At 54.1% G+C, this 20,098-nt stretch carries 15 protein-coding genes; 9 read left to right on the top strand and 6 right to left on the bottom strand.

What is annotated here, in order from left to right; all coding sequences use genetic code 11:
- Window positions 1–240 precede the first annotated feature (240 nt).
- The 5 genes from HB631_RS00075 to HB631_RS00055 all read left to right on the top strand — a co-directional run bounded on the left by HB631_RS00075 (window position 241) and on the right by HB631_RS00055 (window position 4,517).
- A complete protein-coding gene (locus HB631_RS00075) occupies window positions 241–930 on the top strand; it encodes a DUF1847 domain-containing protein (RefSeq protein ID WP_213989126.1) in 690 nt (229 codons plus the stop codon).
- A gap of 98 nt (window positions 931–1,028) precedes the next feature.
- Window positions 1,029–1,883, top strand: coding sequence for a transporter substrate-binding domain-containing protein (locus HB631_RS00070; RefSeq protein ID WP_213989125.1), 855 nt, complete (start codon window positions 1,029–1,031; stop codon window positions 1,881–1,883).
- Window positions 1,884–2,106: 223 nt separating this feature from the next.
- Window positions 2,107–2,889, top strand: a complete 783-nt coding sequence (locus HB631_RS00065) for an ABC transporter permease subunit (RefSeq protein ID WP_213989124.1) — start codon at window positions 2,107–2,109, stop codon at window positions 2,887–2,889.
- Window positions 2,879–3,700: an amino acid ABC transporter permease gene (locus tag HB631_RS00060; RefSeq protein WP_213989123.1), complete on the top strand. Its 822-nt coding sequence runs from the start codon at window positions 2,879–2,881 to the stop codon at window positions 3,698–3,700. Before HB631_RS00065 ends, HB631_RS00060 begins: the two co-directional genes overlap by 11 nt.
- The gene (locus HB631_RS00055) at window positions 3,687–4,517 is read left to right on the top strand and encodes an amino acid ABC transporter ATP-binding protein (RefSeq protein WP_275955680.1); all 831 of its coding nucleotides are present in this window, start codon (window positions 3,687–3,689) and stop codon (window positions 4,515–4,517) included. Before HB631_RS00060 ends, HB631_RS00055 begins: the two co-directional genes overlap by 14 nt.
- 230 nt (window positions 4,518–4,747) lie before the next feature.
- On the opposite strand, the gene HB631_RS00050 is transcribed toward HB631_RS00055, so the two are convergent.
- Complete coding sequence (locus tag HB631_RS00050; protein ID WP_213989122.1) at window positions 4,748–5,977, bottom strand: PLP-dependent aminotransferase family protein; 1,230 nt, start codon at window positions 5,975–5,977, stop codon at window positions 4,748–4,750.
- 524 nt (window positions 5,978–6,501) lie between these two features.
- Between HB631_RS00050 and HB631_RS00045 the strand changes: the two genes are divergently transcribed.
- Entirely contained in the window at window positions 6,502–7,938 is a 1,437-nt protein-coding gene (locus tag HB631_RS00045) for a sugar porter family MFS transporter (RefSeq protein ID WP_213989121.1), read from the top strand.
- A 144-nt stretch (window positions 7,939–8,082) separates the two neighbouring features.
- Here the strand turns inward: HB631_RS00045 and HB631_RS00040 are convergent, their stop codons facing one another.
- Window positions 8,083–9,102, bottom strand: a complete 1,020-nt coding sequence (locus tag HB631_RS00040; RefSeq protein WP_213989120.1) for a LacI family DNA-binding transcriptional regulator — start codon at window positions 9,100–9,102, stop codon at window positions 8,083–8,085.
- A gap of 514 nt (window positions 9,103–9,616) precedes the next feature.
- Here HB631_RS00040 and HB631_RS00035 point away from each other — a divergent pair.
- From HB631_RS00035 to HB631_RS00025, 3 genes are read left to right on the top strand one after another with little or no spacing between them, the layout of a single operon-like run.
- Entirely contained in the window at window positions 9,617–10,333 is a 717-nt protein-coding gene (locus tag HB631_RS00035; RefSeq protein ID WP_213989119.1) for a gluconate 2-dehydrogenase subunit 3 family protein, read from the top strand.
- A gap of 42 nt (window positions 10,334–10,375) precedes the next feature.
- Window positions 10,376–12,148 (top strand): GMC family oxidoreductase, encoded by a 1,773-nt coding sequence (locus HB631_RS00030; protein WP_213989118.1) that lies wholly within the window; start codon window positions 10,376–10,378, stop codon window positions 12,146–12,148.
- Window position 12,149: 1 nt separating this feature from the next.
- On the top strand, window positions 12,150–13,463 hold the full coding sequence (locus HB631_RS00025; protein ID WP_213989117.1) for a c-type cytochrome: 1,314 nt from the start codon (window positions 12,150–12,152) through the stop codon (window positions 13,461–13,463).
- Here HB631_RS00025 and HB631_RS00020 read toward each other — a convergent pair.
- The 4 genes from HB631_RS00020 to iolC form a co-directional block, all read right to left on the bottom strand.
- Window positions 13,428–14,603, bottom strand: coding sequence for an MFS transporter (locus HB631_RS00020; protein ID WP_213989116.1), 1,176 nt, complete (start codon window positions 14,601–14,603; stop codon window positions 13,428–13,430). The two genes, HB631_RS00025 and HB631_RS00020, sit on opposite strands and share 36 nt — an antisense overlap.
- A gap of 494 nt (window positions 14,604–15,097) precedes the next feature.
- Window positions 15,098–16,555: a sugar porter family MFS transporter gene (locus HB631_RS00015; protein ID WP_345945683.1), complete on the bottom strand. Its 1,458-nt coding sequence runs from the start codon at window positions 16,553–16,555 to the stop codon at window positions 15,098–15,100.
- Between the two features lie 151 nt (window positions 16,556–16,706).
- On the bottom strand, window positions 16,707–17,588 hold the full coding sequence (locus tag HB631_RS00010; protein ID WP_213989114.1) for a MurR/RpiR family transcriptional regulator: 882 nt from the start codon (window positions 17,586–17,588) through the stop codon (window positions 16,707–16,709).
- A 109-nt stretch (window positions 17,589–17,697) separates the two neighbouring features.
- Window positions 17,698–19,626, bottom strand: a complete 1,929-nt coding sequence (gene iolC / locus HB631_RS00005; RefSeq protein WP_213989113.1) for a 5-dehydro-2-deoxygluconokinase — start codon at window positions 19,624–19,626, stop codon at window positions 17,698–17,700.
- Between the last annotated feature and the right edge of the window lie 472 nt (window positions 19,627–20,098).

The raw sequence follows: 20,098 nt of genomic DNA, 5'->3' as shown, positions 1-20,098 counted from the left end.
CAGAACCGTGAATGACTAATTGAATATGCCGAATTTGATCCTGATCATAATATTTTCCCCTTGAATGAGAGCAACGAGAATTTTTTATCAAATTTCCGCCTGATAAAGCAGTTTACCCCCTCATGGACGCTGTCTACTCATTATTCTTATATCCATATGCGTTATAGTTGGTTTATTCAGCGCAGAAAATACTTATAGTTTGTGTGGGTAAAGTTTGCGGAGAAAAATCAGGACGTCGCCATGGCAAATCAATTTACGTGTACAGAATGCAACTTTCTTAACTGCCAGACCCGGGATAGCGAATTCCCGCGCAAGTGCCTGACCACGGCTGAGGGCAACAACGCCGTTTTACAACAAAGTCTTGATGTTTATGACAATGATCGCTCGGTCAACAAAATCATGCTGGCGGCCGCTCAGGTAGAAGGCCAGTATTACGGCCAATTGACCCGGGTAGAGGAAATCATTGTTTTCGCCAAAAAAATAGGGGCTAAAAAAATCGGCATCGCTTCCTGTGCCGGATTGATTCAAGAGAACAGAATTTTTGCCAGTATATTACGCGCTAATGATTTAGACGTTTTCGGCGTGCTGTGCAAGGTGGGCGCGCAGGATAAATGCAGCGTCGGTATCGAGGACCGGGATAAAATTAAACCGGGCCGTTATGAAGCCATGTGTAATCCCGTGATGCAGGCTAATTTATGTAATAAAGAAAAAACCGACCTGAATGTTATTAGCGGCCTTTGTGTCGGCCACGACTCGCTTTTTATGAAACAGTCGGACGCGCCGGTAACCTATCTTATCGTTAAAGATCGCGTATTGGCCCATAACCCTATTGGCGCCCTCAATACCGGCCATTCTTATTATAAACGTCTGCTGGACGGTGTTAAATTGAATGAAGCAGATGAAAAAGCCGCTTTGTCTCATCGCCAATAGGAATAAAAAAATTTCCCTAAATAATTCAGGTTGCAGTAAAGCCAACTTACCTGCGACTTTAAGTATGACGGGCATAACGGTATGGAGTGGCGGGAGTGATGATGAAGGTATTTATTCCATTGGTGTTGGCGGCGATATTATTGCCGCTTATCTCCCCGCCCGCAACGGCGGATGCGACGCTGGACAAGGTCAAGGACCGGGGAAAGCTGGTGGTGGGGGTGGACGGCGTCAGTCCGCCGTTCGGTTTTCTCGATCCCAAGACCAACCAGACCGGCGGCTTTCAGACTGAACTTGGCCGCGATATCGCCCGGCGTCTGGGGGTTGCGCTGGAAGTGGTGCCGGTTACCGCGTCGACCCGCGTACAGTTTCTGCAATCCGGTAAGGTTGATTTGCTGATTGCCAACATCCAATGGACCCGGGAACGCAGCGAGGCGCTGAGTTATGCGCCGACACCCTACAATCTGGTGGGGGGCGCGGCGCTGGTGCGCAAGGACAGCGGCATCACCAAGTGGGAAGATTTAAAGGGCAAGGTGGCGTGCGTATCCCAGGGCAGCAACTTTGCCAAACCGCTGCAGGCGTATGGCGCCATTGTCAAAGGGCTGCGCGGCATTCCCGAATCCCTGTTGGCCCTGAAAGGCGGAACCTGTGCCGCCTCGGTGCATGTTTCTCCCGCCCTGCACCAAGTACTCACAGGAGACAGCGCGGCGGAATGGACGGATTACACCCTGGCGACCCGGGATCAGCTTATTCCGTCCCCCACCGTTATCTGGACGAGACGCGGTGAAAAGGATACCCGTGCTTTCGTCGACGGCGCAATCCGGGATTGGCATAAGAGCGGTTTATTACTGGATTTCGCTCATAAATACGGCGTGCCCGATGAGTATTTTGCCGCGGCCCATGCAAAAGCGCAGCAGGGTGCATTTGATGCCGCGCCGCCAGAACCGGCGGACTGACAATATGTCCCTTCCCCCCATGCCACAGGAGCCGGAATATGAAGTCTGATTTCACTCACCTGCCGTCAACATGCCGCACCGGGTGGTCGCAGGATAGAGGCATTGAGGACCGGTTCAGCGGGGCCTGTACGGAAATAGGCGAGCCGGAGATTTTCAGGTCAGGCCTGGCCTCGGCACGGGAGGTTATCAGGTCAGGCCCGGCATCGGCACGGGAGCTTATCTTATGATCCCGGCGCTGTCCGGAGGGTCGGTGGCGGCGCTTGGCTGGCCGTTAACGTCGCTCGAATGGCTGGTGAAGGCGCTCAGGCCATTGGGCCTGAACTATGCCTTTGTTCTGGACCCCGTCGACAGGCAGGCGTTTGCCGAGGGTCTGTGGGTGTCGGTCAAGCTCTGCCTGTTGACCATTCCTCTTAGCCTGCTGCTGGGCGTGCTTATCGCGGCGGCCTTGAACCACCGGTCTCGTTGGATAGTCGCCCCCATCGGCGCTTTGGTGGAACTCGTGCGCAACACGCCGGTATTGATACAGCTTTACTGTGCGTTTCTGGTGCTGAATATGCTGATCAGCCGGCAAATAGCCGGCGGCACCAGCCCCATCACGCCGATGATGTGGGTGGTGCTGGTGATCGCGCTGCATAAAGCGGTGTTTCACGCCGAGGCCCTGCGCGCAGGCATCGGCGCCGTTCCGTCGGTGATGCTGGAAGCCTCGCGCTCGCTGGCGTTTACCGGGCGGCAAACCTTTTGGTGCATACAACTGCCCCTGGCCGTCCGCTTCGCGCTGCCCTCGCTGATTAATAATCTGGTTGATCTGGTGAAAATGACCGCCATCGCCTCGGCGATAGCGGTCGGGGACGTGACCTATGCGTCCATTATGATTTGGTCCCAGCGCGACAACGTGCTGGAGCTGTTGCTGCTGATTCTCGTCTACTTCGGCCTGCTGACCTGGATAGTCAGCCTGGCGGGGCGCTGGCTGGAAACGCATTTGAGGATGCCCGGCTATGGCCAGTGACCTTTCCCTCAGGCTGTTTGCCGCCCGTCCGGGGCGCCGGAACGTTGCCTCGGCGCTGTTTTCCGACCCCTGGTTTGTGGTCTTCCTGCTGCTGGCGGCGTTGAATATGCTCTGGCTATTCACCGGCACGGCCCCCCTTTCCGTCAGCCAGCTGTGGCATTGGCTGCCGGCGATACTGAGGGGACTGCTGATCAATATTAAAATCAGCGTGGCGTCCATGGCGTTGGGCACGCTTATCGGCCTGCTGTTCGGCGCGTTATCCCTCTCGCCGTCACCGCTGCTGCGATATCCGGTCCGCCTCTATGTGCAGGTGTTCCGCAACGCGCCGGTACTGGTGTTGATCTATTTCACCACCTATGTTTTCCCTTTTGAATTCAGTCTATTTCATTTTTATCTGCCGTTTCCTGACTGGATCAAGGTGGTTATCGGACTGGGGCTGTCCGCCAGCGCCATTCTCGCTGAAATTTTTCGCGGCGCCATACAGTCCATCCCCAGCCCTCAATGGGAATCGGCGCAATCGCTGGCGTTCCGGCGCGGCCAGATTTTCCGTTACGTGATCTTGCCGCAGTGTCTGCGGCGCATGCTGCCGCCATGGATGAACCTGTACGCCGCCATCACCATGAGCACCTCGCTGGCCTCGCTGGTCGGGGTGCACGACATTGTGGATATCGCCACGATTGCCAGCAATACGGTGGCGCGCACCGGCTTCACCGTGCTGGTCTATTTCACGCTGTTATTGTTCTTTTTTATCTATTGCTACCCTATTGCCCGTATGACGCGGCTACTGGAAAAACGACATGAGCGAGTCTGACAAGATCTCTTCCCCGGTCCTCCATCCTTCCCATCGGCCGTTGGTGCAGTTGGATAACGTGCATCTCTCGTTTAATAACAACGAGGTGCTGAAAGGCATTGATGTTTCTGTTCGGCAAGGCCAGTCGGTTTGCATTATCGGTCCTTCCGGCTCCGGTAAATCCACCATTCTGCGCAGCATTACCGGCCTGTTGCGTCCGCAAAAAGGCCAGATCCAGGTTTGCGGCATCCCGGTTCACGACCTGAAATCGGAAAAAGAGTTTGTTGAACTGCGTAAACGCGTGGGGTTTGTCTTCCAGCAATACAATCTTTTCCCGCATTTAAGCGTACTGGAGAATCTGGTGATCTCGCCGGTGAAGGTGCTGGGCCTGTCGCGCCGGGAGGCAACGGAGCGGGCTTATGAGTTACTGCGAAAGGTTCGGATGGAACATAAGGAAAAAGCCTATCCGGGGGAGTTGTCCGGCGGACAGCAGCAGCGCGTCGCCATCGCCCGGGCCCTGGCCATGCGCCCTGAGCTGATTTTATTCGACGAAGTCACCTCCGCCCTTGACCCGGAAATGGTGGGGGAAGTCTTGAACGTCATACGGGATTTGGTGAGCGACGGCATCACCTGCATATTGGTGACCCATGAAATGCGTTTTGCCGAGGAGATAAGCGACGTACTGTACTTTACCGAAGCGGGACGGATTGTGGAATTCGGCGATCCGCAACGTATCTTCAAACAGCCGAGTCACGAGCGCACCCGGCTTTTCCTGCGCCGCGCCCTGGGGGATGCCTCCACCGCCCAAAGGGCAGACATGCATCAGCTCGTCGGGTAAAGGTTATCCCGGCACGCCCGCCGACATTCATCAACCCGTCGTGTAGGAAACCCGCGTCCCGGCCCCCTTTCGGCCAGTCATCTTCCGCCACCGAATGGGTGGCGGAGAGAGGGACAGCATACCGGTACCTGCTGAGATTTTATACTCCGTGATGTTATGCGGGTTCTTGCTGCGTTTGTCCGGTCGATGACATTAAGCCGGCTCCCACCGCGTTTTTCTGGTCGATGATATTAAGCCGGTTCCCGCAGCGTTTGTCCGGTCCGGGCGATTGCGGTATGGCTGCGTAGCAACGCCGCAAGTTGCGTCACACCGTCGATAAGCTCCTGCTCGCCGGCCAGGGCAAAGCACAAACGCAGCCAGTTTTTGCCGTTTTCGGCATCCGCCGCCCAGTCACTCCCCGGGTTAAACGAGATGCCTAGCTGTTCCGCCGGCGCCACCAATTCGCGGGTATCGACGTAGTCCGGCAGCTTAACCCATAAAAAAATGCCCCCTTGAGGAAGCCACAGGGTGGCGATATCACCGAGTTCCTTTTGCACCACATCACGCAGAATATCCAGTTTATGCCGCAGGGCCAGCGTCAATGCCGATATATGGTCGGCAAAATGCTCGGTGAAATACTCGGCGACGATCATCTGATCAAGCGCTCCGGTGCCGCCGTCGTTTTTCAGGGCGACAATCTGGCTTAAAATAGCGGGAGCCGCGGTGAGATACGCCACGCGTACCGAAGGCGCCAGGGATTTGGAAAAAGAGCTGATATGAATGACCCGATCCGGCTGCAGTGAAAACAGCGCCGGCGGCGCTTCGCCGGACCAGATAATATCGGCATAGCACTCATCTTCAAAAATAAGGGTGCGGTACTTTTCCGCCAATGATATCAGCTGTCGGCGGCGTGCCAGGCCTAAAATGGCGCCGGTGGGATTTTGCACCGTTGGAATGGTGTAAATATATTTAGGGGTAATATGCCTGGTCGCCAGCGAAGCGAGCAGTTCTTCCAGCTTATCGGTGCGGATGCCCTGTTCGTCGAGGGGAATACCGACGATATTGATATTTTTTGCCCGTAATTTCCTGAGGGCGCCGATGTAGGAAAATTCTTCCACCAGTACGGTATCGCCCGGTTCCAACAGCAAATTATTCACCAGGTCGATAGCCTGGCCGGAGCCGGAGGTAATTAAAATATCATTAATGCCCGCGCTGATGCCGCGATTTTTAAGCTTATTGCTGACAAACTGACGCAGAGCCGGATATCCCTGCGGCCCATTGGCCTGATTATAGACCGCCAGGCTTTTCCCCTCGCGCAGAATAACCCGCTGCGCGGCCTGCGCGAGTCCCTCCAATGGAATCAAATCCGGATCGTTGTGGCCGGAATTAAAGACATAGCGCGGCAATCCCTGCCAGGCTGGCGCCGGCACCGGCAGGCCTGCGCGAAAAAGCGTGCTGGCATCGAACTGATTATTGCCCATAAATAAACTCCTCAGATAATAATTATTTATATCATTATCGGGATCCGCACACAGGGCAACCAATTAAAAAGACTAAGCAAGGGTAATTATTGGCGCTTGATTTTAAAATCAGTTCCAGCGGGCAAAAAATACTCTGTCCGTAATATAAATGAATATTCCCATTTGCTGTTGCGATTGTTTCCGGCATGTAAAAAAAAGGTAAAATAGGTCAACGGAATTACCGCCAAATATCACTCAGATTTAAATGCCGATAACAAGCATCTCATTATCATCAGTTAGCATCATTAACCATTTCCATGGTTAAAAAACGCTAACCCCGCCCCACGATTCGGACTTTCGAGTCGGCCTGAATGCGATGAATGCATCGAATGAGAACAATCAGGTAGGAAGCTAAATATTAGCGCTACTTCACATTTTCAGATACCATACGCCGTCCGCTAGAAGTAGATATTGACATTTTTAACGGGTTCCATGCTGCAAATGTACGCAAACAAGAATAATGATAATAACCCACAGGGATATAAATGGAACAGACACATTCAGCCGCAACGAGTCCGGGGCAGGCCACTGTTAAAATGCCGGTGGAACCGCTGGTCAAGGCCATCGCCATTATCGCCACCCTGGGTGGACTTTTATTTGGCTACGATACCGGTGTGATTGCCGGGGCGTTGCTGTTTATGAAAACCGATTTGCACTTGACCGCCCTGACCACCGGGATGGTCACCAGTTCCCTGGTATTCGGCGCCGCGCTGGGAGCCATAGTGTCCGGCCGCTTCGCGGATTATATGGGCCGTAAAAAAGTGATTCTTTGTCTGGCGCTGATTTTTGTCTTTGGGTCCCTGGCCTGCGCCTTTTCAGCGAATGCCCAATGGATGATTGTCTCGCGGTTAATCCTCGGCCTGGCCGTGGGAGGCGCCGCCGCCGTCGTTCCGATTTATATTGCGGAAATCGTTCCGGCCAATCGACGCTGGCAATTCGTGACCCTGCAGGAGCTGATGATTGTTTCCGGCCAACTGCTGGCCTATACCTCCAACGCCGTGATGAATGAAGTCTGGGGTGGCGAGACCACCTGGCGCTGGATGCTGGCCTTGGCCTGCATCCCCGCTATGTGTTTTAGCATCGGTATGCTGTTTATGCCGGATACCCCGCGCTGGTATGTGATGCACGGCCGCTTTAAAGAAGCCCGGGACGTGCTGGAGCGTACCCGCCATTCACGGGTGGTGGAAAAGGAGCTGACGGAAATCAAAAACGCCTTGGCACCCACGCCCGAGAAAAAAGCGCTGCGAAAAAAAGCCATCGCCCATTGGATGAAAAGCCTGGTGTGGCTGGGTATCGGTATCGCCATGATACAACAGCTGACCGGTATCAATACCATCATGTATTATGCCCCCACCGTGCTTAAGGCCACCGGCATGGGCACCAACGCCGCGTTGCTGGCTACCATCGGCAACGGCGTGACCTCGGTGGTCATGACGCTGTTCGGTATCTATCTATTAAGCCGCACCGGCCGCCGGCCGCTGGTGCTGATAGGCCAAATGGGCTGTACCGGCTGTTTATTTTTTATCAGCGCTGTTTGTTATTTTATGCCGGAACATGTGGCCGCGGGGCCGAATATGCTGCGCAGTTGGATGGTCCTGACGGGTATGATGATGTTTCTCTGTTTCCAGCAAGGGGCATTATCGCCGGTGATCTGGCTGCTGTTGTCGGAAATATTCCCGATGCGCATACGCGGCATGGCGATGGGCATTTCCGTGTTTGCCATGTGGTTTACCACTTTTGTGATTTCCATGTCCTTCCCGTTGCTTATGCAAGCCTTCGGACTGGCGGGCACGTTCCTGCTTTTTGCCATCGTCGGCATCTTCGGCGGAGTGTTCGTGATAACGCTGGTTCCGGAAACCCGCGGCAAGACGCTTGAACAGTTGGAAAAGCATTTCAAGAAACGCTACCAGCCCGCCGTCTGAGAAAGCATTGCCGGGCGCAGGCGGCATAGGTTTGCCAGCATAGCCAGGTAGCCCAGCAGCGCAGAACAGCGACGAACCCGGGCAAGTCGATGCCCGGCGACGCGGCGAGTGATACACCGCCCACCACGGCCGGGGAGTGTGTCTTCAGCACGTGTTTTCAGAGGTAATCAGCCGGAAATCGACTTTCCCGTCGGCATAAAGCCCGGGAGCTTCGCCGTTCTCAAGATAGCGAAGCAAAATGTCCGTGGCTAACTGGGCATGCTGGCGGGCATTTTGATCCAGGGTCAGCGCTACAGCGTCTTTTTCCAGTAAGCTGCGCGTTAAGGCATACAGCTCATGGGTGATATAGATGCATTTCCCTAACAGGCCGTGATGTTTCAGGGCTTGACTGACTTCGGTATTCCCCGCTCCGGTATTGTAAAGGCCCACCAGATTTGCCGACGTCGCCAGATTTTGCTTCAAAAGTTCGGTAATCACTTTTCTCTCGTCCTGTCCTGCCAATACTTCCCTCAGCCGGATCAGCGGAAAGCGCTGCCGCATCACATCGCGAAAACCCTCAATGCGCTGGCGGTGGGCACGGTAATCGAAACGCCCGCTGACCATAATGACCTCTCCCGGCCGATTCAGCATCTTTCCCATCATCAGACCCGCCGTACGGCCGGCCTGGGGTTGATTGATCCCGATGTGGCACAAACGCTGTGCCCCCGGCAAATCGGTGACAAGGGTGATAACCGGTACGCCGCGGGCCTTGCAAAACGCCAGCGCATGATGAATGGCAGGCTGATCCTGGGCGAAAACCATGAGCCCATCGCGGTTCTTACTGCATTCAAGAATGTGCTGAACCAGTTTGTCCGGCTGAGATTCCTGTATAAATGTCCGGTGGAGAGTGATGCGGCGATAGCCCAGGCCATCGGCAATCTGGCTGAAATCTCTGGCAAGCTGCTTGAAGAAAAAAGAGTCCCCGGCGCTCAATATCACTTCAATCTGCCATGGATATCGATACTCCTCCGGCAGGATACGTTTCAGTCCGACCTCACGGGCGGCCTGCAATACTTTACGGGCCGTCTCGGGGGCGACGCCGCCCCGCTCATTGAGCACCCTGTCAACGGTTGCCACACCGACGCCGGCCCTTTGCGCCAGCATCTGCAGGGTGAGCTTTTTCATGGTAACTCCACAAAGCGAAATCTTGCCGGCATACCGTCAAAGCGGTAAGCGGGCCTCGGTTAACACAACATAATCATACCGACCGCTGCTGTTGTAATGGCGGCAGGCGCTACAGCAAGGGGTATTATGCGTAGCAAAATTATCCTCGCAAGTATCAATTGTCGCTAGCAGCCCTTTCCCCGGGTCTTGGCTGAACCCGGTATACAACCGGGACCAGAGATTACCCCGGGTTTTGGCTGAACCTGGGATACGACCGGGACCGGAGATTACCCCGGTGCCGCGCAGCAGCATCAAGGTTGATAAAGGGCCGATGGGCAATGCTAACAAAACAAACGGTATTTTGTTGATGGAAAACCATCAACAAAAAAGTACCCAGCGCAGCCGGAAAATTTTAAGATACTTTGGATGTTATTTATTTATTAATTATTTTAATTGAATGTAAATACAATAATTATATTACCTCCGGTAGTGATGACTTCCTATTTGTAATGACTTTTAACGGCAGGGAAATGTCATGAAACGCAGAAAATTTCTCACATCCCTAGCACTGCTCGGCCTGACTTCATCGCTCCCTGTCGCAGACGCACAGGAAGTGAATGGCGGTCAACCGTGGGAGCCGGGAAAAATCCATACGCCGCCGGCGCCGCCCAAGAAAGGCGGGTTACAGTATTTGACTGAACACGAATTCGACACCGTCGGCGCCATTGCAGAACGCTTTATACCCGCCGATGAGATGAGTATCAGCGGCAAGGAAGCCGGTTGCGCCATTTTTATCGACCGCCAGCTGGCGGGGGACTACGGCAATGCCGTCTCCCTCTATCGTCTTGGCCGCTTTGTTAAAGGGACGCCCGAACAGGGTTCCCAGTCTTCACTGACCCCCGCGCAGCGTTATCGGCAGGGGCTGGCCGCGCTGGATGCCTTTACACAAAAGCAGTTCGGTAAAACCTTTATTCAGCTCGATGGTGACCAACAGGATCACGTGCTGCACGCCATGGAAGCCAACAGGCTCGATCTCGGCGCGGAGGTGGAGACCCCCGTTTTCTTCGAGCTGTTATTGCAAAATGTCCGTGAAGGCTTCTTGTCCGATCCCCTCTACGGCGGGAATAAGGACATGGCCAGTTGGAAAATGATTGGTTTTCCCGGCGCACGATATGACTTTCGCGATCTGCTGAGTAAAAAAGGGCAGAAACTGAATATTATCCCCACCAGCCTGATAGATAACACCCTTTAAGCTGACCTTAATGAAGTGATTGAGCAATAACGAGCCTTAATAATGAAAAACGTCCGTCCAAAAGCTGATATCGTCATTGTCGGCCTGGGGTGGTGCGGTTCTTTGATCGCCGAAGAATTGACCCGTGCCGGCCTGAATGTCGTGGCCATTGAGCGCGGCCCCTGGTTTGAAACCGCCACTGATTTTCCGCCTTCCATTGATACGGATGAACTCCGCTGGGATACGCGCCGCAGCATGCTGTTGCCGCCGGCGGTGGAGACCACCACCTTCCGTAATACCATTTATCAGAAAGCCCTGCCTTCCCGCGACTGGAATCTGAATGAACTGGGCTACAACGTCGGCGGATCCGGCACACACTGGGCAGGAATGGCCTGGCGCTTTACACCGTTCGATTTCCAGCCCTATAGCCGGACCCTGGCACGTTATGGCAAAAAGCAGATTTCCGACGGTTTGATTTTACAGGACTGGGGCGTGACCTATGATGAACTGGAGCCTTTTTATGACCGGTTTGAGAAAATCGCCGGGGTTTCCGGTAAAGCCGGTAAGTTGAAAGGGGAAATCATTGCTGACGGCAATCCGTTTGAAGGCAATCGCAGCAGTGAATACCCGTTGCCCCCGCTGGAAGGAATGCGCCTGACCGACCTGTTCCGCGACGCGGCAAAATCCCTCGGCCAGCATCCGTTTATGGTGCCGGCGGGACAGGCTTCCCGCGCTTACCTCAATCCGCTCGGCGTGCGTATGGGGCCGTGCACCTATTGCGGATATTGCCTCTATTACGGCTGCGGTAATTTCTCGAAATCCAGTCCTAATGCCTGCGTGATCCCCGCGCTGATGCAGCGTGAAAACTTTACCGTGCTGACGGAATCGGCCGTCGTCAGGGTGAATAAGGCGCAAGACGGTAAAACGGCTACCGGCGTGACTTACTTTGACCGGAATAAACAGGAGTGGGAGCAGCCGGCGGATATTGTCATCCTGTCCGCCTTCCAGATGCAGAATGTCCGCCTGCTGCTGCTGTCAAAAATTGGCCGGCCCTACGATCCGGTGGCTAAAAAAGGGGTCGTCGGACGGGCCTACAGCTTCCAGACGGTGGCGGGCGCAAATCTGTTCTTCGAAGATGAAAATCTCAATCAATTTATCGGCGCGGGTGCGCTTTCCCAGCAGGTTGATGACTTTAACGGCGATAATTTCGACCATACCGGCCTGGGTTTTATCGGCGGGGCCGGCATTTTGGTGGTGGCGCGCGGCGCGAGACCCATCGGTAACGCCGATGCCCTTCCTCCGGGAACGCCGCGCTGGGGCAAGGCGTGGAAAAAGGCCTATACCCATGCCTTCCAGAACGCGACGTTTATCTTTGGCCAGGGCACCAGCTATTCCCACGAAGATTACTACCTCGACCTTGATCCTGAATATGTCGATGACAATGGTAACGCCTTATTGCGGGTCACTTTCGACTACAACGAAAACGATCGCCGGGCGGCAAAATTTATCGAAGAGAAAAGCGTCGAGATAGGCAAAGCCATGGGTGCGAAGATGGTGAACGGCACCAACTCGGCTTCCGGTCATTATTCGCCCTATAACTTCGCCAGCGATCACACCATCGGGGGCGCGGTCATGGGGACCGATCCTGAAACCAGCGTACTTAACCGCTATCAGCAAAGCTGGGATGTGCACAACCTGTTTGTGCTTGGCGCATCCTCCTTTCCCAATAACGCCGGTTACAACCCGACGGGGACCATTGGCGCGCTCAGCCTCTGGACAGCGAAAGCCATCCTTGAGCAGTACCTCAAGAATCCCGGTCCCCTGGTGAAGGTGTAATATGAAAAAAATCAAAATAGCCGGCGGTATCGTGGTGGTGGCCGCGGTAGTGACAGGGGTTTTGTTGTATCAGAACGGCAATACCACGACGGATGACGTGGCGGATAACAGCACACAGATGAAACACCCCCTGACCGTCGGGGATGCCGCGGCGGTTGAACGTGGCCATTATATTGCGCTGGCCGGCGACTGCGTTGCTTGCCACACCAAGCCGGGCAGCAAAGAAGCCTATTCCGGCGGATACGCTATCAGCACGCCTTTCGGCGGTATCTTTGCCAGCAATATCACACCCGACGTTGAAACCGGTATCGGCAACTGGACCGAGCGGGACTTTTACCGGGCCGTGCGCCACGGCAAAGGGAAAAACGGTGAAAACCTCTACCCCGCCATGCCTTACAACGCCTATATCAAGATTAACGATCGGGACATGCGCGATCTGTGGATGTATATGCGTTCGGTGAAGCCGGTGCATAATCGGGTTCCGGCAACCCGGCTGCCTTTCCCTTATAACATTCGACTGGCGATGATGGGCTGGAATCTGCTGTTTTTTAAAAACGACGGGTTCATCCCCGATGGTGGAAAATCGGCCGAATGGAACCGGGGAGCCTATCTGGTGCAGGGGCTTGGGCACTGCGCGGCCTGCCATACGGCCAAAAACCCGATTGGCGGGGATACCGGCGATTATCTTCAGGGCAGTAATCTCGGCGAATGGTATGCGCCGGAAATTACCGGCAACCGCTATAGCGGCATAGGGAGCTGGTCTGACGACCAAGTAGTGCAATACCTGAAGCAGGGCAGTAACCAGGTTGCCGTGGCATCCGGCCCGATGGCCGAGGCCGTCACAAATTCCACACAATATCTTACGGCTGCGGATCTGCATGCCATAACAACCTATCTTCGGTCGCAGCCGGGTTCGGAAAGCCAGAAACCGGCGCGGCAACCCGTGGATACCCCACAGATGAAAATGGGGGCGAATGTGTATTCCGCGAACTGCTCAGCCTGTCACAACAGCGATGGAAAAGGTATTCCCAATCTGGCGGCCGGCCTGGCGAATAATCCCGCCGTCATGGGACCGGATGCCTCATCGCTTATCACCACGGTGCTGCAAGGCGGACGAGGGGCGGTGACAACCGGCAATCCAACCCAGGGTGCGATGCCGAGCTTCGCCTGGAAACTGTCGGACGAGCAGGTCGCCGCCGTGACGACCTACATTCGTAATACTTGGGGAAATGCCGCCCCCGCCGTCGGGGCGCGCGATGTGGCGGACAAGCGCGGGCTGTTAAAACTGCCGCAACAGATGCCGGCGGGCAAATGACAAGGTGACCCCGATGCCCGCTAACGCGCAGCACATGGCGGCGGCGAAAACCGAGGAGTAACCCAGCCAGCTTGCCAACAAACCGGTTAGCGGACCGGTGACCGCATACGAAAGATCCTGAAAAGCCGAATAGGCGCCCACTGCCGTTCCACGGACCGGCGGCGGCACCAGCTTGACCACCTCGACCCCCATCGACGGGAAGATCAACGAACAGCCGGCACCGGTCAAACCCGCCCCCATGAAGGCCACCGCGGGAATCGGTGCCAACCAAAGCAGTAATAGCCCCGCCGTTTCAATCCAGAGTGACAGTAATGTCATGCGGATACCGCCTATCTTATCCGGCAAATGACCGAAGACCAGTCGCATTATGACAAAAGCCAGTCCGAAAGCACTCAAGGCCAGTCCGGCATTGCTCCATTCACGACTGACAAAGTACAGCGAAACAAAGGTACCGATAACGGCAAAACCGACACCCTGCAAGCTCAATGCCAGCCCCGGCAGCCAAATAAGCCCCATAACCCGCCATAACGACGGCCTGCTGCCCTGTCGCGGTTTTACAGCCGGCACCATGCCGTTACACATCAACGCCGGCAAAGGTAATAGCAGCGTCGATATACCGAGCGCAATAAACCCCCAGTGTTGATCAATCAATAAGCCGAGGGGAGCACCGACAGCCAGCGACCCATAAACCGCGGCGCCATTCCAGGACATGACTTTCCCGGAGCGGGCCGCACCCAGCAGGCCGAATCCCCAGGTCAGTGTGCCGGTGAGCAATTGGCTTTCCCCGAATCCTAAGATCAGACGGCCCATGATCAGCAAAACGTATCGTCCCTCCGCGGGCAATGGAACCCGTGCCGACAGCAGATAGGCAAATCCCGCCAAGGCGCAGGACAACATGCCTTGCAAGGTCAGACGTTTACCCCCCCGCCGGTCTGCCAGGCGTCCGGCGTAGCCGCGCGTCAAAATGGTCGCCAAAAATTGGGCTCCCACGGCAATACCCACCAGCGTATTGTTCATACCCAAAACGTGATGGACATACAGGGGGATAACCGGCAACGGCAGGCCAATGGTGAGGTAACAGAAAAATACCGCGCTGCTTAGCAATAACAATGACGCGTTAGCCCTGACATTGCGCAACATTATGGTTATCCCCACCCTATCACTCAAAAGAACTTATAGACCTGCGAATATATTAAATAGAATTATTTTTCTATTTTAGTTTTCAATCTAAAAACATTTCTCGCCATATAAGTTGATATTTATCACATTTTAAAAAATAATTTTCCTTTCGTGAAATAAACTTAAGAAAATTTAATTCATATTAAATATTTATAGAATATTTATTTACAAAGAGACAAACTATCCGTCAAACAACAGCGCGTAGGAAAACTCAGTGGGAAGCACTGAAAAAATCCCCCTATCCCGACTTATATCGTAGCTGAGGAAATGAACATGAAAATCTCTTATGTCACCGACAGTCTTGGCGCCTTGCCTCCGGCATGCGCGGCGGATAAAACCCCCAATTGGATCAGTTATACCGTCAGTTGTCAGAACACATAAGCCGGCGATCCGTCATCCTGTTAAAAGCAATAAAGCCCGCGGCTGCCGGGCTCTTTAATCCAGCAACTCCATCGCTAATTACTGGCATCCTTGGTTTCCATGACTTTTTTGAAATTTTCCTCATGTTTCTCCATCATTGTCTGCCGCATCTTCTCCAGGGAAACGCCCTTGGTTTCCGGTACATAGCGACTGATAAAAAAGAAGCTGAACAGACAAAAGCCGGCGAATACCCACATGGGGAAAGCACCGTGGAATGCTCTGAATAAATAAGGATTTTCATTAAGCATCGGAAAGGTCTGCGAGACAAAAAAATTCGCTATCCACATACATCCCACAGCCATACTCATCCCCTGCGCGCGCATATCATTGGGGAATATTTCTGAAATCAACACCCAGGTCCCCACGCCCCACGAAAGGGCATAGAACACCATGAAAAACAGCATGCCGAATAACGCGAAATAACCGGTGGAATGCCTATAAAGCGCGAAAGAGGTGATCAAGAGCCCCAAAATGGCGCCGAGGGTTCCGATGCGCATTAACGGCAGTCGGCCCAGCCTATCGAGGAGTACCGCGCCGATCAGGGAACCTATTAACTGCACCACGCCAATCCAGATGGTTTGGAACAGAGCGGACTCCACGCTGCCGGTAACGGTTTTCAGCACCAGCGGGGCATAATACATCATGACATTCACCCCGGTGACCTGTTGTAAAATGGCGATCAGGCAACCGACAATCAGAATGAAACGCGTGGTGCCTTCATGCCAATTGACTTTATTATGGCTCTTTCCCGCCTCAATAACCGACTGGCGGATTTCCCGCAGCAAATGCTGTGCATGAACGGGGTTGGAAAGACGGCTCAGGGTGTTTAACGCTGCATCATCACGTCCCGCCATAACATCCCAACGGGGAGATTCCGGAATAAAAAACACCAGGACACAAAATATCAGGCAAGGGATCACGCCGGAACCGAACATCCAGCGCCAACCTACCTGCGTTAACCATTCGCTGGAAGCGTAATGCGCTATTTCGTAATTAACATAAAAAATGAGGATCTGCCCGAATACGATGGCAAACTGCTGCATGCTTAATGCCCTCCCCCGAAAATCCTTGGGCGAGGTTTCAGACATGTACATCGGGGAAATGGTCGCGGCCAGCCCTACTGCCAAACCGCCGATTATGCGGAATAAAACAAACGAGGTAAACGTCGGCGCCAATGCCGAACCGCAGGCCGACAGGGAAAAGAGAATCGCTGAAATAATCAAAGCCACTTTTCTGCCCCAGCGATCGGCGATGGTGCCTGCGGCGAAGGCCCCTATGATGCAACCGATAACAACGTTGGAAACCGCCCATCCTGTTTCAAGCGGGGACAGATTGAAATAGATTTGCAGTGAATTTATCGCACCTGAAACAACCGCGGTATCATAACCAAAGAGTATTCCCCCGAGGGCCGCAATGCCGCATATCGATAATAAATAGACTTTATTATTTATTATGCCGTTATCCATGATGACTCCCATTTTGGATGGTTTAATGGAGTGATGCGTCGCTGCTCTTGCAACGGGCCGCCATAATGTCACTCTGGGATTTCAACCCAATATGAAATTTTAAATTCAATTTTATATAAAATAGAATTTAAATTTCTATACATGCATCACAAAATGGGTCATTAGCAAGCTAACGAAGCTATTTTGCCGTTCTCAACGGCCGGATTGTATTTGCATGGGGAGTTAGTTGCCTGTGGGTATTATTCACTGCAAGGGACAGCATCAATGCCTGGGACAAGCACATGGACAACACTTGCGAACGGAATCCATCCACCTGTGCCTCGCGCACCGCGAAGCAGACATCGCTGAATGCGGCCAAGGGACTTATCATACTATCGGTAATGGCAATTTGCCTGGCGCCGCTCTTCGCGCCGAACGAAACCAGCTCCACCACCTCTTGGGCATACGGCGAATAGCTGATGGCGACCACCACATCGTCAGACCGCACCATGCTTAATTGTTCGGCGAACATGCCGCCCAGTCCATCAATCAGAAAGGCGTGACGTTCCAGATGCCGCAAGGCATAAGTCAGATAGGCGGCGATACTGAATGAGCGCCGCAATCCGATGATATAAATATTGTTGGCGGCGGCTAATAATTCTACCGCACGGCACAAATCCGCTTCATTGATTTGTCCCGGCAGCTGCTGTAGCGCTACCTCGTTGACCGTGCTGAAAAGGTTAAGTATTTCCATCGGTTTTTCCGGCGCGAAGATGTCCTTAGGGGCGGTCCGGCGGAATAACCGAGCGCGTTCGGTGTAGCTGACGGTGTCCTCTATCAGGTGCTGGCGAAATACCTGTTTCATTTCATTAAAGCCGTCAAATTGAAAAGCGTTGGCGAACCGGATCAGCGTGGAGGGTGGAACATGGGCTTTTTCAGCGATGATGGCGATGGTTTCGAACGGGATGCTGTTACTGTTATCCAGAATATAACACGCCACCTGTTTAAGTCGTTTGCTGAGCGTATCGTAGCGGCCGCGGATTTCATCCTGCAGCAAGGTGAGTTGCATTGGTGTTGTCATAATGAATTCGCCATGCCGCCCATAAATCATGCGCGGCGGTAAGGAAAGTCCTTGGTAATGGCGCGAGCCCGCCTTTTCTCTCCCGCGCCGGGTATATCTGCGGCCGGTATCAAGGACGGGCGGGACGATAAATTCGCCAATAGCCGATCAGCTTGAGGAAATTCCGTTTCACTTCCGCTATCAATTGGCTGTCCTTCAGTTCGCCGCGGAACCATTTGATCGACGGTTCGCCAAAGATGGTCCGTCCCACCGCGAACCCCTTCACGAACGGCGCATCCGCAGCCGCCGCGAAACCCGCCTTCAAACTCGCCTCCGGCGCGTCCAATCCCAGGATCAGCACACCCCGGCAGTAACTGTCATGAGTCTCGATTATTCGCCCTATTTCCCGCCAGCCGGATGGCGATAGCGGCGGCAGCTTCCACCAGTCCGGCTGAATGCCCAACGCATAAAAACGCGACACGATCTGCGCGTAGTACCGCTCATCCTTGTCCGGATTGCTCTCCGGCAAAATCACTTCCAGCAACAGCTCATGCCCCGACTGGCAGCAGGCATGGTACACCTCGCCGATCAACGTCTCCTGCTCCCTGCGCAGCGTCTCGCTGTCCTTCGGATGATAAAACACCAGGCATTTCACCACATGCTCCAGCGGCCACCCCACTAATTGCGAACCGATATCGCCGTGCTCCAGGCGCAGCGGACGCGAACCCGGCAGCTCAATCGGGCGGCCTATCCACCACCCCTGTCCGGTAATGTCGTTCAGCGCCGCCTGCCCGTAGGTCGTATCCGCCAGGATACCGCTGTTATTGTTCAACCCCGCTTCGGCGGCCGCTTCCCGCGCTCCTCGCAGCAGCAGTTGTTTCAGCCGCGGGATATCGCTCTCGTCCCGACCGGCGGCCTGGGCCATGTCCGCCAGCTGCTTGCGGTGATCGAACGCGAACACGCACAATTCAGGCCACTGCTGTTTGCGGGTGGTTACCCGGTGCAGGTGATTGAGCCGCACATCCTTATCCGGCCTCGGCACCGACTTCTCGCGCAGCAGGTAATCGTCCAGTTCGGTCCGGGTCGGCATCGCGGGCGCGCAGCCGAGGCGGGACACCACCAGCGCGCCGCAGGCATTAGCATAACGGCAGGCCTGATCCCAGCCCTCGTCATTCAAATAGCCCCGCAGCAGACCGGACATAAAAGCATCCCCCGCCCCCAGCACATTCAGCACATCCACCCGTACCCCGCTGAAAAGTTCGACATCGTCCCAGCCGGCCGGAATCTCGCCTTCGAAAACCGAACACCCCTGCGCTCCGCGCTTGCAGACCAGCGTTGCCCGGCTAACCCGGCGGACTTGGCGCAGCGCCGCCAGCGTATCGGTACTGCCGCCGGCGATATGAAACTCCTCTTCGGTGCCGACTATCAAATCAAAATGATGTAGTACCTCTTGCAGTTCCCGGGTCACCCGTTCGGAAGAGACAAAACGGGTTTCGCCGTCCCCCAGCGCGGTCAAGCCCCACAGTACCGGCCGGTAATCGATATCCAGCGCCCGCCGCAAACCGTGGCGTTGCGCGTACTCCAGCGCCTTGAGCACCGCGGCTCGGGTGTTCGGATGGGAAAGATGGGTGCCGGTTACCGCCACCGCCCGGGATGACGCAATATAATCCTCGTCGATATCATCGGGGCTCAGCGCCATATCGGCGCAGTTTTCTCGATAGAAAATCAGCGGAAAGGTTTCCTGATCTTTTACTCCCAAAATAACCAGCGCCGTCAGCCGCTCCTTGTCGGTAATGAGAAAACGCGTATCCACGCCGGCGCGCTGTAACTCCTCGCGCAGGAAGCGCCCCATATGCTCATCGCCCACACGGGCCAGCATACCGGACTTCAGGCCCTGCACCGCCGTACCGTAGGCGACATTGCCCGACGACCCACCCAGGTATTTGGCAAAGGTGGTCATATCTTCCAGCCGGGCGCCGATCTGTTGTCCGTACAAATCGAGCGCGATGCGTCCGATGCAAATAACATCAAGCGTTTTCTGCTGCTGCGCTGTACCCATAATGTGCAATCCCCTAATCAATAAAATGTCTGTTGACATTATGAGGAGTAAAAATTTCGTTTTCAATTACAATAAAAAAATTCCCTCCACTGGCAACGATGCCAAAGGCAATATCTATAGGAGGTCTTTATTACAACCAGTTGATAGTAATGCTTATTTACAAAATACGTTAAGAGTGCCTTTTATATGACCCAGCTCGATATAAATCCTTAACAAGCTGGTAAGCATCTAAAAATTAAAAATTAATTGGAATATTGTCTGAATAAAAACGCGTCAAGAAACAGAAATTTCATTTTCTTGATCCATATCCCATAAATAGAATTTTTATTCTAAAATGAGTTTTTATAAAACATAACAACCTTATAATGCCATTCAGCTAGCCGGTGTCGTTAAACCGTCTTTATCACTTTAGGAGATCATTGATGTCAGTTACCACTGTCGCTGAATTGGATACCCTGCTGGAACGGGTCAG

The organism is Sodalis sp. dw_96, assembly GCF_018449575.1.
Taxonomy (GTDB): domain Bacteria; phylum Pseudomonadota; class Gammaproteobacteria; order Enterobacterales; family Enterobacteriaceae; genus Acerihabitans.
Note: the sequence above shows the minus strand (reverse complement) of the source record. Positions and strands in the feature narration are given on the sequence as shown.